The following is a 14,319-nucleotide window of genomic DNA, read 5'->3' as shown; positions in this document are numbered from 1 at the left end:
GCAGGGGTCGGGCGGGGTCGGGCGCGATCGCGGCGGCGAACACCCGGGCAATGTTGTCGGCCATCGGCGCGAACGATACGCCGCTGCGGACCGTATCCAACGGCAGTGACAAGTCGGCGATCGGTCGGGTCGCAGTCAGCGACCGGGCCCGGCTCCGGCGTAGGCTTGCCCGGAGTGTTGTTCCCCACAGATTCGCCACTGCAAGGAGTTGCCCCGTGACCGCCGGTCGCCCGCCCCGCGTACTCATCGACGCCACGAGTGTCCCCGCCGACCGTGGCGGCGTCGGTCGATACGTCGACGGCCTGCTCGGTGCCCTCGGGAAGGTGTGCGGCCAAGGGGTCGACCTGGCCGTGGTCGGCCTGCGCACTGACCTGGAGCGCTATTCCCGGATGCTGCCCGGGGCGGAGATCGTCGCCGCTCCCGCCGCGGTTGCCCACCGCCCGGCCCGGCTCGCCTGGGAGCAGACCGGCCTGCCCCTGCTGGCCCAGCAGGTCGGCGCGCAGGTGCTGCACTCGCCCTTCTACACCTGCCCGTTGCGGGCGGGTTGTCCGGTCACGGTGACCGTGCACGACGCGACATTTTTCACCGAGCCGGAGCACTACGACAAGTCCCGCCGCACGTTCTTCCGCAGCGCGATCAAGACGTCGCTGCGCCGGGCCGACCGGGTGATCGTGCCCAGCAAGGCCACCCGGGACGAGCTGATCCGGCTGCTCGACGCCGACCCGACGCGGATCGACGTCGCGTACCACGGGGTCGACCACGCGGCCTTCCACGCTCCCGGCGAGGAGGAGAAGGCCCGGGTCCGGGCGCGGCTGGGGCTGGGTGACAGCAGCTACGTCGCCTTCCTCGGCGCGAAGGAGCCGCGCAAGAACGTCCCGAACCTGATCCGGGGCTGGGCGCTCGCGGTCGCCGAGCGGAAGGACCCGCCCGCCCTGGTGATCGCGGGCGGCCAGGGGCACGACGACGACATCGACCGGGCCGTCGCCGAGGTGCCGTCGCACCTTCGGCTGCTGCGCCCCGGTTACCTGCGCTACGCCGACCTTCCCGGCTTCCTCGGCGGTGCGCTGGTCGCCGCGTACCCGTCGTACGGCGAGGGGTTCGGCCTGCCGATCCTGGAGGCGATGGCGTGCGCCGCCCCGGTGCTGACCACGCCGCGGCTGTCGCTGCCGGAGGTCGGTGGCGACGCGGTGGCGTACACCAGCGAGGCCCCGGAGCAGATCGCCGCCGACCTGGCCGCTTTGCTCGACGACGAGCAGCGCCGGCTGTCGCTGGCCAAGGCCGGCTTCGACCGGGCGAAGGAGTTCACCTGGGAGTCCAGCGCCGAGGTGCACATCGCGGCATGGAGCCGGGCCCGCGCCTGACGCCGCGCGGGGTGACGATGCGTCCGTACCGTGCTGGTTCGGGCATGATGTGTTGATGCTCTACGCCGTCATCCCGGCGGGCGGCAGCGGCACAAGGTTGTGGCCGTTGTCCCGTGCGGGCCATCCCAAGTTCCTCCACCCGCTCACCGGCACTCCCGCCTCCCTGCTCCAGGCGACAGTGGGCCGGTTGGCGCCGCTGACCACGCCGGAGCGCACCCTGGTGGTCACCGGAGCCGCGCACGTCGCGGCGGTGGCGCGGCAACTGGCCGGCCTGCCCGAGGAGAACATCCTCGTCGAGCCCTCGCCCCGGGACTCCTGCGCGGCCATCGCCCTCGCCGCGGGGGTGATCGCGCAGCGCGAGCCCGGCGCGGTGATGGGCTCGTTCGCCGCCGACCACCTGATTCGCGACGCCGACACCTGGCGGGCCACGGTCCGTCAGGCGGTGGCCGGCGCGGAGCGGGGGCTGCTGATGACAGTGGGCATCACCCCGACCAGGGCCGAGACCGGGTACGGCTACCTGCACACCGGCGACCCGACCTCCGACGACCCGCTGCGGCCGGTGCTGGAGTTCAAGGAGAAGCCGGCCGCCGAGGTCGCCGAGGCGTACCTGCGCTCGGGGCACCACCTCTGGAACGCCAGCATGTTCGTCTGGCGGGTCGACGTGTTCCTGGCGGAGCTGGCCCGCCAGCAGCCGGCGCTGCACGCCGGGATCACCGCGATCGCCGCGGCCTGGGGCACCGCCGAGCAGGACGACGTCCTCGGCACGGTCTGGCCGACGCTGCCGAAGATCTCCGTCGACTACGCGGTGATGGAGGGCGCGGCGACCGCCGGGCGGGTGGCCACGGTCCCCGGTGACTTCGGCTGGAACGACGTCGGTGACTTCCACACCCTGGGCGACGTGCTGCCGGCCGACGCGGCCGGCAACGTGGTGCTCGGCGCCGACGCCAAGCCGGGCGTGCTGCTGCGTGACTCCAGCGGGCTGGTCGTGGTGCCGCAGTCCGGCCGGCTGGTGGCCGCCCTCGGCGTACACGACCTGATCGTGGTCGACACCCCGGACGCCGTGCTGGTCTGCCCCCGCGACCGTGCCCAGGACGTGAAGGCCCTGGTCGACGAGCTGAAGGAACGCGGCGAGGAGAACCTGATCTGACTGCGGCGGGCGGCGGGCCCCGGTCCGCCCGCCCGCACCGGGTCGGCCGGCGGCCGTGGACGCCGCCCGGCGCGGGATTCCGCCGAATCAGCCGGCGCGGCGGCGCAGGGCTGCCAGGGCCGGGGCGACGAGTTGGGCGGTGCCGCCGGCCAGCGGCTCCGGCAGCCGGTCCGGCGGGAACCAGCCGAGCGCCTCGGACTCGTCGCTGACCCGTTCCGTCGCGCCGACCGGTGCGAAGACGGCGAACCGGACGTCGTAGTGCAACGAGCCGCCCTGGCAACCGACCGGGTGGATGTCCACGTCGATCGGGACCGGGTCGACGAGCAGGCCGGCTATGCCCGACTCCTCGCTCGCCTCGCGCAGCGCGGCACCGGCCAGGGTCCGGTCGCCGGGCTCGCAGTGCCCGCCGAGCTGCACCCACTTGCGGAACTTGCCGTGCAGGCAGAGCAGGACCCGTGCGCCGGTCGGGTCGAGGACCAGCGCGCTGGCGGTGACGTGACCCGCCCGGTGTTCCCGGGCCAGGGCCGCCGGCCCGGCGGCCAGCAGCTCCAGGGTGCGGTCCCGGGCCCGGCCGGCCGCCGCGCCAGTGGGCGTCCATTCTTCGAGTACGGCGGTCGCGTCGCCGTGCAGCGCCGCGTAGCTGGGGACGGGGGCGTTGAGCGGGGGCCCCTGCTCTACCGGATGCGTTAACAGCGGGCCCTTCCTTGGGTTTGGCACGGGTGCCACCCTATGCGGGTGACCATGCGACTTGTCGAGTTCGTCGTCGCCGGCAACGAGGCCAGCGACCTGCTGCCGGTGCGCTCGCCGACCCTGCTCGCCGCCCACGGGGCCCGGCGCGGCTTCTGGACCGTCCTCGACGAGGGCCCGGTCGAGGCGTGCCTCGCCCTGTTGCTCGAACACGACGACGGCGGGTGGACCGCGCACCACGTCGACGCCGACGCGGGCGCCGAGAACGGCCGCACCGAGGACGGCGAGGCACTGGCCCACCACGACGGCTGGGTGTACGTCTTCGGCTCCCACTTCGGGTCGAAGGGCGGCCCGCTGCGTCCCCGCCGGGCGTTCGTGGCCCGGTTCCGCGAGAACGACGCCGTTGGCGGCCGACTGCCGGTGCAGGTGGTACGCAACCGGTTCCGGCTGCACCGGGCGGTCAACGACGCGCTGGCCGATGCCGAGCTGGCCACGCTGCCGCCGGGGCAGCGGGTGCGGGAGCGGTTCATCGTCGAGACGGTGGCCCGGGGCGTCGCCCGGGCGAAGGGCTGGGTGGGTCGGCTCGCCGAGGACGACCTGCCGCTCAACGTGGAGGCGGCGGCGTTCACCCCGCACGGGACCGTACTGCTCGGCCTGCGTTTCCCGGTCACCACCGATGGGGAGCCGATCCTCGTCGAGGTGGCGGGGGTGCCCGAGATGTTCGACGGCGGGGCCTGGCCGCAGGCCCTCGGCGCGTACGCGCTGACCGGCGTGACCCCGCCGGGCGCGCTCACCGGCTTCCGCGCGGTCGCGTCGCTGCCCGATGGCGGCTACGCGGCGATCGTCGGTTCGATCGACGCGCTGGGCAAGGGCTCGGTGCTGCTGGACGACCACCCGCAGGGCGGTGACGTGACCTCGCGGCACGTCCGGTTCCGGCTGGAAGAGGCGGCCGGGCACCTGGTCCCGGCCGAGCTCGTTGCCGATCTGGCGCCGTTCCACCACGTCGAGGGGCTGGCCGAGGCCGACGGCCGCTGCTGGTACGTCACGGACGAGGACCACCGGGTCGCGCTCTGGATCGGCTGACCACCCTCGCGGGGTGAGCGGACGGGGACACCTCTGCGGAGCAAGGGCCGCAGACCCTCGTGGTGCCGCCCGTCCGCCGGATCCTCCCCGGCCTCGGCGCCTCGGGCCGGCACCGACGACCGGCCGGTCCGTTGCGGGGCAATCCAGAGCATGCCGAAAACCCCCGGGGACGTCGAGGTTTTTCAGCCCACGCTTAAAAGTGGAGATAACTGCCGCGCAGGTACAGTGCGAACGGTCGGCGGGGCACACCCTCTGCCCGTCGGCACGGGAGCGCTTCAATGTTGAAGATCTATTTCTCGCCCGACGACGTCCTCCGGACCCGAGTGGCCCCGGGCGCCGATCCGCTCTGGGAGCTGATCCTCAGCGTGCACATGCTCCAGGTCCGCAGCGCCGACCCGCTCACCTCCGGCTGGCGTCGGGGCGTCTCCCGGGAACTGCGCCGGCTGGTCGGCGGGGAGCCGATGCGGCTGCTGTTCGCGCTGAATCCGGTGCGGGGCTACTTTCCCGACTTTCTCACCCCGCACGAGGGCCTTCAGGGGCTGGCTGCGGGGCTGGAGGCGGTACGGAACACGCCCGTGCACCTGCTGCACCGGGACCTCACCCGGTTGGCCGGGGAACACCCCCTGCCCTCCTCGGCGGCGGCGCTGGCCCGGGGCGAACCCGAGGTGCTGCGCCACCTGACCGACTCGATGGAGCGGTACCGCGAGCTGGCGCTGACCCCGTACTGGGCGCACATCGAGGCGGCCATCGAGTCGGATCGGATGCGGCGCGCCCGGGCCCTGCTCGACGGGGGTGTCGAGGGGCTGCTCACCAGCCTCCGCCCGCTCGCCCGCTGGGAGTCGGGGGTGCTGGAGGTTCACGGCTACCCGGAGACCCGGGAGCTGCACCTGGACGGGCGGGGCCTGTTGCTGGTGCCGTCGTTCTTCTGCGCCGGCACCCCCGTGGCGCTGGCCGACCCGGCCCTGCCGCCGGTGCTCGTCTATCCGGTGGACCGGCTGGGCGGGCTGGTCCCGGCGGCCGGCGACGGCGGCGCGCCGGCCCAGGCCGGCGCCGGACGGGAGGCGCTGGCCGCGCTGCTCGGCCGGACCAGGGCGGCGGTGCTGGAGGTCACCGACGACGGCTGCACCACCGGCGAGGTGGCCCGCCGCCTGGGCATCTCCCCGGCGGCGGCGAGCCAGCACGCGACCGTGCTGCGCAACGCCGGCCTGCTGGTCAGCCACCGCGACCGCAACACCGTCCTGCACACCCTCACCCCGCTGGGCCGCGCCATCCTCGACGCCTGACCCCGGCGGGAGCGCGGGTTCGAGGACCGGTCAGCCGGCGGGAGTGACCTCAAAGTGCCAGGCAGGCGCCGGCCGTGCTGCCCGGCGGGGGCGGCAGCAGGGCCGACGGGACTCCCTCGGCAGCCAGGGCGGTGCGCAGGCGTTGCAGGTCCGCGCCGAGGCGCACCAGGCCGGCCGGGTCGACGGGGGTCGGCGGGTGACCCAGCACCAGGGCGGTGGCCCGCTCCGGCCAGCCGGGCACGGCGGCGCTCAGCGCGGCGCGTACCTCGTCGTCGGTGACGGGGGTGAACACCGTGCCGGGGGCGACCACGCCGGCCACCACGGCGATGGCCCGCCGCACCGCCGCCGGGTCGGCGGGGGCGTCGCCCGGGGCGTCGGGCAGCGTCGCGGCGGCGGCCAGCCCGGCCGCCCGCGCCTCGGCCGTGCCGAGCGAGAACAGGTCCAGCTCCGCGTCCCGGAGCAGCGCCCGCGCGCCGACGCCGTCGTCCGGGGCGGTCGCGGTGAGGTACCCGCGCACCACGGCGACGGGGACCTGGTCGCACTTGCCCTTGATCAGCTCGCCCGCGCCCGCCAGCTCGTCCACTATTGCCATCTGGGTGAGCTGGAGCTCGTTGCCGTAGGGGTCGACCTCGCCCCGGTGGTCGCGGATCGCCGGCATCCCGGCCACCCCGAGCGCCACGTCGGTGAGGCCGTTGCGCCAGGGCCGGCCCATCGTGTCGGTGACGATCACCGCGACGTCCAGGCGGTAGCGCTCGCGCAGCGCGGTCCGTAGGGCCCGCGCCGAGGCGTCCGGGTCCTGCGGAAGCAGCACCAGCCGGGTCTTGTCCACGTTCGAGGCGTCGATGCCGGCGGAGGCCATCACGAAGCCGTGGTGGGTCTGCACGATCTGGGTCGCACCCCGGGTGGCCACCACCCGGGCGGTCTCGGCGGCCAGCACCTCGTCCCGGGCGGCCAGCCGCTCCGGCCCGTCGGCCGGCACGTCCACGAGCCGCCCCTCCGCCTTGGAGACGATCTTGCTGGTCACCACCAGCACGTCGCCGTCGCGCAGCCACGGCGCGGCGGTCGCGATCAACGCCGCCAGGTCGTCGCCCTCGGTCACGTCGCCGATGCCCAGCACCGGCAGGATCTCCAGCCTCATGCCAGCTCCACCGCCGCCCGGACCATCGCCGCCGTCGCCGCCTCGTCGGTCATCAGCAGCGGGACCGCCCGGACCGGCACGCCCGGCACCACCGCGCCGACGTCCTCGGGGGCCACCAGCCAGCCGTCCAGCAGCCCGCCGGAGGACCGGCCGCCGTACAGGCCGCCCACCCCGGCGGCGCTGCACTCGACGCCGAGCACGGCCAGGCAACGATCGGCCATCCCGCGCACCGCCGCGCCGCCGATGATCGGCGACACCCCGACCACCGGGGCCGGCCCGTCGGCGAGCGCCTCACGCAGCCCCGGCACGGCCAGCACCGGGGCGATGCTCACCACCGGGTTGCTGGGCGCGACCAGCACCACGTCGGCGGCGGCGATCGCGTCGAGCACGCCGGGGGCGGGCTTCGCCGTCTCCGCGCCGACGAAGACGAACCGGTGGGTGGGCAGGCCGGCGCGGTGCCGGATCCACCACTCCTGGAAGTGGATCGCCCGCTGGCCGCCGCCGTCGGGGTCGCTCACCACCACGTGCGTCTCCAGCCGGTCGTCGGTCGCCGGCAGCATCCGTACGCCGGGCTGCCAGCGCGTCGCCAACGCCTCGGTGACCGCCGACAGCGGGTACCCGCCGTTGAGCATCGTGGTGCGCACCAGGTGGGTGGCGACGTCCCGGTCGCCGAGCCCGAACCAGGTCGGCTCCGCGCCGTACGCGGCCAGCTCCGACTTCACCGCCCACGTCTCGTCGACCCGGCCCCAGCCCCGCTCCGGGTCCGCGCCGCCGCCGAGGGTGTACATGACGCTGTCCAGGTCGGGGCAGACCTTGAGGCCGTGCAGGTAGAGGTCGTCGCCGACGTTGACCACAGCGGTCACCTCGGCCCCCATCTCACGGGCGTACGCCCGGACACCGAGCAGGAACCGGGCGCCCCCGATGCCGCCGGTCAGTACGACGATGCGCATGCCGCCCATCCTCCCGCACGCCCCGCGCCCGGGTCGCCGGTGCCCGGGGAGACTAGGCTCACGTCGGCAACCGCCCGTTACCGACCAATAGGGGGAGCTCGTGACCAGCCCCGCCGAGCCCGCGTCCGGTGACGCGGCGCCCGCGTCCCACACCGCCACCCCGGCCCGCCGACTCACCGACCCGCTCCGCGAACTGATCGCGCTCGTGCTGCTCGGTGCGAACGCCGTCTTCCTGTTCGTCGGCCTGATCCGGCTGCTCGCCCCCGCCGAGTACAGCACCTTCTACGGCCGGGCGGGCAGCGGCTTCTTCTCGTTCGCCGGGCTGGAGGCGGCCGTGCTGCCGGTGCTGGCCGTGCTGCTCGCCACGCACGTCGCCCCCGTGGCGCAGCGGGCGAAGCTGATCACCCAGGTGGCGCTGGGCGAGTACGCCTTCGGCGCTTTCCTCGCCGCGCTCACCCTGCTGATCTGGACGGTCGACCGGCTGGCCAAGGTCGAGGTGCTCGACGCGTTCCTCGGCCTGCTGATCCGGGCCGCCTGGCTGGCGATCTTCGTGTCCGGCGCGTTCGTCGTCTTCCGGGTCTGGCGCACCCTCTACTTCACCCCCAAGCCCAAGCCGGCCCCCGGGATGTACGGCCAGCCGCAGCCCGGCTGGCCGCAGCAGCCCGCTCACCCGGGCCAGCCCGGCCCGCAGGGCTGGGGCCCGGGGCAACAGGGCGCCTGGCCGTCCGCCGGCCCGCAGGCCGGTTACCCCACCGCCGGCCAGCCCGGCCCGTACGCCGGCCAGCCCGGCCCGTACGCCGGCCAGCCCGGCCCGTACGGGCAGCCACCGTCGGCCGACCCGACCCAGGCCATCCCGCGCCAGCCCGGCGAGCCGGGCGGGCCCGCCGGTGAGCGGGATGCCGACGCCGACCGCACCCAGCGCTTCCCGCGCGAGGACTGAACCGCCGCCCACCGGGCGGGCCCCCGTCGCCCCGGCGGCCGGGGCCCGCCCGGTGCGGCATCCGCCCGCCGACGGGCGCCGAGCCCGCCCGGTGCGGCTCTGCCCAGGCGCGGGCGCCCCGTTCGTCGAGCGTGTGCCGGTTTGACTGGGGTATTGGGGTCGGTGGCGCGGCGCATAGGCTGGGCGAATGGTTGATCGCACTGAGCCCGGCCCCACCGCGGCCAGCATCGAGCGGGCGCTGCGCCGGGCCGCCTCCGGGCTCGCGCTGGACGTCGACGAGGCCGCAGCCCTGCTCGCCGCCCGGGGTGCCGCCCTCGACGAGCTGCTCCGCGTCGCCGGCGACATCCGCGACGCCGGCCTGCGCGACGCCGGTCGCCCCGGCGTGGTGACGTTCTCCAAGAAGGTCTTCGTCCCACTGACACGGCTCTGCCGGGACCGCTGCCACTACTGCACCTTCGCCACGGTTCCGCACCGGCTGCCGGCCGCCTTCCTCGACCGCGACGAGGTGCTGGCCATCGCCCGGGCCGGCGCGGCCCAGGGTTGCAAGGAGGCGCTGTTCACCCTCGGTGACCGGCCCGAGCAGCGCTGGCCGGCCGCCCGGGAGTGGCTGGACGCGCGCGGCTACGACTCCACCCTCGACTACCTGCGCGCCTGCGCGGTGGCGGTGCTGGAGGAAACCGGCCTGCTGCCCCACCTCAACCCCGGGGTGCTCTCCTGGTCGGAGCTCCAGCGGCTCAAGCCCGTCGCCCCCAGCATGGGCATGATGCTGGAGACCACCGCGACGCGGCTGTGGTCGGAGCCGGGCGGCCCGCACCACGGCTCGCCGGACAAGGAGCCGGCGGTGCGGCTGCGAGTGCTCGACGACGCCGGCCGGGTCGGGGTGCCGTTCACCACCGGCATCCTGATCGGCATCGGTGAGACCCGGGCCGAGCGGGTTGACGCGATCTTCGCGATCCGTCGCGCCCAGCGCGCGTACGGCCACCTCCAGGAGGTGATCGTGCAGAACTTCCGCGCCAAGCCGGACACGGCGATGCGCGGCATGCCCGACGCGGAGCTGCACGACCTGGCCGCCACCGTGGCGGTGGCCCGGGTGCTGCTCGGGCCCGGGGCCCGCATCCAGGCCCCGCCGAACCTGATCGCCGGCGAGTACGACCTGCTGCTGCGCGCCGGCATCGACGATTGGGGCGGCGTCTCGCCGGTGACCCCGGACCACGTGAACCCGGAGCGCCCCTGGCCGCAGCTCGACGAGTTGGCCCGGCGTACGGCAGAGGCCGGCTTCACGCTGCGCGAGCGGCTGACGGTCTACCCCGAGTACGTCCGCGCCGGCGACCCGTGGCTGGACCCGCGCCTGCTGCCGCACGTGTCCGCGCTGGCCGACCCGGCGACCGGGCTCGCGGTCGAGGCGGCCCGCCCGGTGGGCCGCCCCTGGCAGGAGCCGGAGGAGGTGTTCGGCGGTGGGCGGACGGATCTGCACGCCACCATCGACACCGCCGGCCGCACCGCCGACCGGCGCGGCGACTTCGACAGCGTCTACGGCGACTGGTCCGAGGTGGCCGCGCAGGCCGACGCGAGCCTCGCGGGAGCGGCGCAGCCCGACACGGGGCGGCCGGGCGGAACCGGCACCGGGGCCGAGATCGGGATCGGGGCCACGACCGGGGCCACAGCGGCGACCGCCGGCTCCGGCGACGCGGACCTGCGTGCCGGGCTGCGGCTGGCCGCCGACGACCCGGCGGCGCTGGTCGACCCCCGGCACACCGCCGCCGCGCTCGCCCTGTTCGCCGCCGACGGCCCGGCGCTGGACGTGCTGTGCCGGATCGCCGACGACGTGCGCCGGGACACCGTCGGCGACGACATCACCTACGTGGTCAACCGCAACATCAACTTCAGCAACGTCTGCTACGTGGGCTGCCGGTTCTGCGCGTTCGCCCAGCGCGAGCGCGACGCCGACGCGTACCGGCTCTCCGTCGACCAGGTGGCCGACCGGGCCGAGGAGGCATGGGCGGCCGGCGCGACCGAGGTCTGCCTCCAGGGCGGCATCGATCCGAAGCTGCCGGTGACCGGGTACGCGGACCTGATCCGGGCGATCAAGGCGCGGGTGCCGGGGATGCACGTGCACGCGTTCTCGCCGATGGAGATCGTCACGGCGGCGGCGAAGGCCGGGGTGCCGGTGAAGGAGTGGCTGATCGGGCTGCGTGACGCCGGTCTGGACACCATCCCGGGCACCGCCGCCGAGATCCTCGACGACGAGGTGCGCTGGGTGCTCACCAAGGGCAAGCTGCCGGCCGCCGCCTGGGTCGAGGTGGTCTCGACGGCCCACGAGCTGGGCATCCGGTCCAGCTCCACCATGATGTACGGTCACGTCGACCACCCGGGGCAGTGGCTGGCCCACTTCCGGGTGCTGGCCGGGGTGCAGGACCGCACCGGCGGGTTCACCGAGTTCGTGGCGCTGCCGTTCGTGCACACCAACGCCCCGATCTACCTGGCCGGCATCGCCCGGCCCGGCCCGACGTGGCGGGAGAACCGGGCGGTGCACGCGATGGCCCGGCTGCTGCTGCACGGCCGGATCGACAACATCCAGTGTTCCTGGGTGAAACTCGGCGACGCCGGGACGGCGGCGATGCTGAACGGGGGCTGCAACGACCTGGGCGGCACCCTGATGGAGGAGACGATCTCCCGGATGGCCGGCTCGGGCAACGGCTCGGCGCGTACCGAGGAGCAGTTGCGGGCCATCGCGGCGCGGGCCGGGCGACCGGCGCGCAAGAGGACGACGGCCTACGGTCACGTTCGGCCGTAGCGTCGAACCTTTCCGGCATCGGAGCCGTACCACTGCATGCCGGCGGCGGTTGAGGCCAGAACCGCGGCCGGCGGCCCCCGCGGGCCCGGCGGTCGGCCGGCCCCGCCCCCCGTCACCGCGGGCGCGGACGCGCCACGCGCCGGAAAGGTTGCCCATGTCCAGTGATCAGCGGAAGCGGCGATGGCCGCGACTGACCCGCCGGCAGACGTTGACCGCCGCGGCGAGCGCCACTCTCGGGGCCGCCGCGCTCGCCGTCCCCGGACTGTCCGCGGCGCAGAACTCCCCGTCGTCCGATGGGAAGAAGGACGAGCCCATCGTCGTGCACCTGCGTGGCAGCGAGACGCTGGACGTCTTCGTCGGCACGTCCCGGATCGAGGTACGCGACCGCGGCCTGGCGGACCGGCTGCGGCGCGCCGCCGGCAAGCGCTGACCCGGCCCGGTCCCGTTCTCCGGCGCAGGCCCTCGGCGCGCCGGCCCCCTCCACTCTTGCCCTGATCGCTTGCTGCCCAGTGAGGTTGGTCCGCCATGTCTTCCCACCGCGAGGCTCCGGAGATCGCGAAAGATCCGGTCGCCGACAGCTCCGACCTGTACGCGTTCGTGAGCCCCGACCGGCCCGACACGGTCACGCTGATCGCCAACTACGTGCCGTTGCAGCTCCCCTCCGGCGGCCCGAACTTCTTCGAGTTCGGCGACGACGTGCGGTACGAGATCCATATCGACAACGACGGTGACGGCAAGCCGGACGTCACCTACCGGTTCGAATTCACCACCGAGATCACGAATCCGAACAGCTTTCTCTACAACACCGGCCCGATCGAGTCGCTGGACAGCAAGAACTGGAACCGCAAGCAGTTCTACTCGCTGACCCGCATCGCCGACGGCAAGGAGCACCGGCTGGCCAACAAGCTGGCCTGCCCGCCGTGCAACGTCGGGCCGCTGTCCACCCCCAACTACGCGGCGCTGGCCCGGCAGGCCACGTTCAGCCTGTCGACCGGGGAGAAGGTGTTCGCCGGCCAGCGGGCCGACGGCTTCTTCGTCGACCTGGGGGCGATCTTCGACCTGGGCACCCTGCGGCCCTTCCAGCAGTTGCACGTGGCCGGCAAGAAGCTGTTCAAGGCCGAGGGGGAGCCGGTCAACGCCACCGACCGGATGAACGTGCACAGCCTCGCCGTGCAGGTCCCGCTGAGCCGGGTGCGCCGCAAGGCCAACCGGTACGGCACGCACGACCGGGCCTCGGTCATCGGCGTGTGGACCTCGGCTTCGCGCCAGCAGGCGCGGGTGCTCGGCAACGGCTCGGCAAAGGACACCGCGACCGGCCCGTTCGTGCAGGTGTCGCGGCTCGGCAACCCGTTGTTCAACGAGGTCATCGTGCCGATGTCCAAGAAGGACGAGTGGAACACGCTGCCGCCCACGGAGGACAAGCGGTTCGCGAAGTTCGTCGAGCAGCCGGAGCTGGCCGCCCTGCTCCCGGTGCTCTACCCGGGCGTCTTCCCCAAGCTGGACGCGCTGAACAAGACCAAGAAGGCCCGGGCGGACCTGCTGGCGATCCTGCTCACCGGCATCCCGGCCGGGCTGATCCAGGACTTCTCCAACAACACCGGCGACGTCCAGGCGGACATGCTGCGGCTGAACACGGCGATCCGGCCGAGCGGCAAGCCCGACCGGTTCGGCGTGCTCGGCGGCGACCTGGCCGGGTTCCCGAACGGGCGGCGGGTCGCCGACGACGTGGTCAGCATCGCGCTGCGCGCCATCGCCGGGGTCACCGTGCCGCTGGTGGACAAGGGGTTCACCCCGGACGCGGCGGCCGGCGCGGTCACCCCGGGGCTGAGCGCCGCCGACGTGACCGCCCCGTTCCTGCGGAACTTTCCCTTCCTCGGTACGCCATACGACGGGTTCAACAACCCGCCGGCGTCATCCTGACCCGGACGGAGTGAGCCGATGCACGAGCACCCTCATCACCACCACGCGTACGGGCCGACGGAGACCGGCACCGTCGTCCTCGACCTGGGCGGCGACTCAGGCGCCCTGATCATCTACACCGGACGGGAGCTGCACGGTCGGGAGATCGAGATCAGTCGGGCCGACCGGGAGGGCGCCGCGCGCACCCACGTCGCGGTCCGCGAGCGCATCGTCCAGGACGGCACCTTCCACAGTGCCGTCTACCCCGATCTTTCCGCAGGGCTCTATACCGTCTGGTGGGACGATGACACACCCGCCGGTACGGTGGCCGTGACCGGGGGAGTGGTCGCGGAGTTCACCTGGCCCACCAGCGCGCCTCCGGTAGCGAACTGACCCACGGCTCAGATCTGACCGCTGCGCCCCGTCCATTATGTGGACGGGGCGCTGTCGGCGTTTCGGGCGGGATGGGCAGTCTCGCTCCAGTCGCGTTAACCTGTGCCCCACCAAGATCAGCATCGCGGTGGGTTCCACCGCCGGGGGTGCTCCGTCGGGTTCGGGGGAGCCGGTCGGTGGGCCGCCGCGGCAGAAAACTCGCGCAACTCGCCGAGGAGGGCGTTACTCGTCCGGGGTCTGAATCGATAGGGCAGGTTGCGAGGTCGGACGGCCGCTGTGGTCGTCTGCGGCGTGTCGGGAGGGCGACTCCATTATCAAGTTCGGCTTGACGGCGCACGCATTACACGCGTGTAATTTGAATGGGGTTGTTCGCACGGAACGTGACAAATGGGGACCGGGCGGACAGGCACGCCTTTCGCGTGGGGGGTTGCAGCGGCGATGACGCCGGTGCGCGACAAGGAGGCATCTTTAGATGGACGGCCAGCTTGAGGTGGCCGACCTGCTCGGGAACGCGCCGGAGTGGCAGGAGCAGGCACTCTGCTCCCAGACCGATCCGGAGGCGTTCTTCCCCGAGAAGGGCGGCTCGACCCGCGAGGCGAAGCGGATCTGCTCGCGGTGCGAGGTCAAGACCGAATGCCTGGAAT

Annotated in this window: 13 protein-coding genes; 10 read left to right on the top strand and 3 right to left on the bottom strand. The window is 73.8% G+C overall.

Annotated elements, in window-relative coordinates:
* The first annotated feature begins 215 nt into the window (after positions 1 to 215).
* On the top strand, positions 216 to 1,361 hold the full coding sequence (locus E1258_RS21485; protein WP_007074713.1) for a glycosyltransferase family 1 protein: 1,146 nt from the start codon (positions 216 to 218) through the stop codon (positions 1,359 to 1,361).
* Between the two features lie 55 nt (positions 1,362 to 1,416).
* Complete coding sequence (locus E1258_RS21480; RefSeq protein ID WP_132404220.1) at positions 1,417 to 2,508, top strand: mannose-1-phosphate guanylyltransferase; 1,092 nt, start codon at positions 1,417 to 1,419, stop codon at positions 2,506 to 2,508.
* Between the two features lie 87 nt (positions 2,509 to 2,595).
* Here the strand turns inward: E1258_RS21480 and E1258_RS21475 are convergent, their stop codons facing one another.
* A complete protein-coding gene (locus E1258_RS21475; protein ID WP_207919660.1) occupies positions 2,596 to 3,201 on the bottom strand; it encodes an NUDIX hydrolase in 606 nt (201 codons plus the stop codon).
* A 42-nt stretch (positions 3,202 to 3,243) separates the two neighbouring features.
* Here E1258_RS21475 and E1258_RS21470 point away from each other — a divergent pair, with 42 nt between their 5' ends.
* A complete protein-coding gene (locus tag E1258_RS21470) occupies positions 3,244 to 4,278 on the top strand; it encodes a hypothetical protein (protein WP_132404217.1) in 1,035 nt (344 codons plus the stop codon).
* A gap of 278 nt (positions 4,279 to 4,556) precedes the next feature.
* Positions 4,557 to 5,561: a helix-turn-helix transcriptional regulator gene (locus tag E1258_RS21465; protein WP_132404214.1), complete on the top strand. Its 1,005-nt coding sequence runs from the start codon at positions 4,557 to 4,559 to the stop codon at positions 5,559 to 5,561.
* Positions 5,562 to 5,610: 49 nt separating this feature from the next.
* On the opposite strand, the gene E1258_RS21460 is transcribed toward E1258_RS21465, so the two are convergent.
* Positions 5,611 to 6,699: a coenzyme F420-0:L-glutamate ligase gene (locus tag E1258_RS21460; protein ID WP_132404211.1), complete on the bottom strand. Its 1,089-nt coding sequence runs from the start codon at positions 6,697 to 6,699 to the stop codon at positions 5,611 to 5,613.
* Positions 6,696 to 7,649, bottom strand: a complete 954-nt coding sequence (gene cofD, locus E1258_RS21455) for a 2-phospho-L-lactate transferase (protein ID WP_132404208.1) — start codon at positions 7,647 to 7,649, stop codon at positions 6,696 to 6,698. The genes E1258_RS21460 and cofD overlap by 4 nt, the downstream gene beginning before the upstream one ends.
* Positions 7,650 to 7,749: 100 nt before the next feature.
* Here cofD and E1258_RS21450 point away from each other — a divergent pair, with 100 nt between their 5' ends.
* From E1258_RS21450 to E1258_RS21425, 6 genes are all read left to right on the top strand, one after another.
* Positions 7,750 to 8,589, top strand: a complete 840-nt coding sequence (locus E1258_RS21450; RefSeq protein WP_132404205.1) for a hypothetical protein — start codon at positions 7,750 to 7,752, stop codon at positions 8,587 to 8,589.
* Positions 8,590 to 8,776: 187 nt separating this feature from the next.
* Positions 8,777 to 11,383: a bifunctional FO biosynthesis protein CofGH gene (locus E1258_RS21445; protein WP_132404202.1), complete on the top strand. Its 2,607-nt coding sequence runs from the start codon at positions 8,777 to 8,779 to the stop codon at positions 11,381 to 11,383.
* A 154-nt stretch (positions 11,384 to 11,537) separates the two neighbouring features.
* Positions 11,538 to 11,813, top strand: a complete 276-nt coding sequence (locus tag E1258_RS21440) for a hypothetical protein (RefSeq protein ID WP_132404199.1) — start codon at positions 11,538 to 11,540, stop codon at positions 11,811 to 11,813.
* A gap of 95 nt (positions 11,814 to 11,908) precedes the next feature.
* On the top strand, positions 11,909 to 13,303 hold the full coding sequence (locus E1258_RS21435) for a DUF4331 domain-containing protein (protein WP_132404196.1): 1,395 nt from the start codon (positions 11,909 to 11,911) through the stop codon (positions 13,301 to 13,303).
* An 18-nt stretch (positions 13,304 to 13,321) separates the two neighbouring features.
* A complete protein-coding gene (locus E1258_RS21430) occupies positions 13,322 to 13,675 on the top strand; it encodes a phospholipase (RefSeq protein WP_132404193.1) in 354 nt (117 codons plus the stop codon).
* A 472-nt stretch (positions 13,676 to 14,147) separates the two neighbouring features.
* On the top strand, positions 14,148 to 14,319 hold a 172-nt coding region (locus tag E1258_RS21425), incomplete at its 3' end, for a WhiB family transcriptional regulator (protein ID WP_132404190.1).

The sequence above is a fragment of the Micromonospora sp. KC207 genome, assembly GCF_004348615.1.
Classification (GTDB): Bacteria; Actinomycetota; Actinomycetes; order Mycobacteriales; family Micromonosporaceae; genus Micromonospora.
This window is presented reverse-complemented; position numbering and strand designations above follow the sequence as displayed.

Excerpts from the sequence above, each read along its gene's own strand:
- E1258_RS21465 (WP_132404214.1), top strand. The coding sequence starts at position 4,557 with ATGTTGAAGATCTATTTCTCGCCCGACGACGTCCTCCGGACCCGAGTG.
- E1258_RS21460 (WP_132404211.1), bottom strand. The coding sequence starts at position 6,699 with ATGAGGCTGGAGATCCTGCCGGTGCTGGGCATCGGCGACGTGACCGAG.
- E1258_RS21440 (WP_132404199.1), top strand. The coding sequence starts at position 11,538 with ATGTCCAGTGATCAGCGGAAGCGGCGATGGCCGCGACTGACCCGCCGG.
- cofD (WP_132404208.1), bottom strand. The coding sequence starts at position 7,649 with ATGCGCATCGTCGTACTGACCGGCGGCATCGGGGGCGCCCGGTTCCTG.
- E1258_RS21435 (WP_132404196.1), top strand. The coding sequence starts at position 11,909 with ATGTCTTCCCACCGCGAGGCTCCGGAGATCGCGAAAGATCCGGTCGCC.
- E1258_RS21445 (WP_132404202.1), top strand. The coding sequence starts at position 8,777 with ATGGTTGATCGCACTGAGCCCGGCCCCACCGCGGCCAGCATCGAGCGG.
- E1258_RS21480 (WP_132404220.1), top strand. The coding sequence starts at position 1,417 with ATGCTCTACGCCGTCATCCCGGCGGGCGGCAGCGGCACAAGGTTGTGG.
- E1258_RS21430 (WP_132404193.1), top strand. The coding sequence starts at position 13,322 with ATGCACGAGCACCCTCATCACCACCACGCGTACGGGCCGACGGAGACC.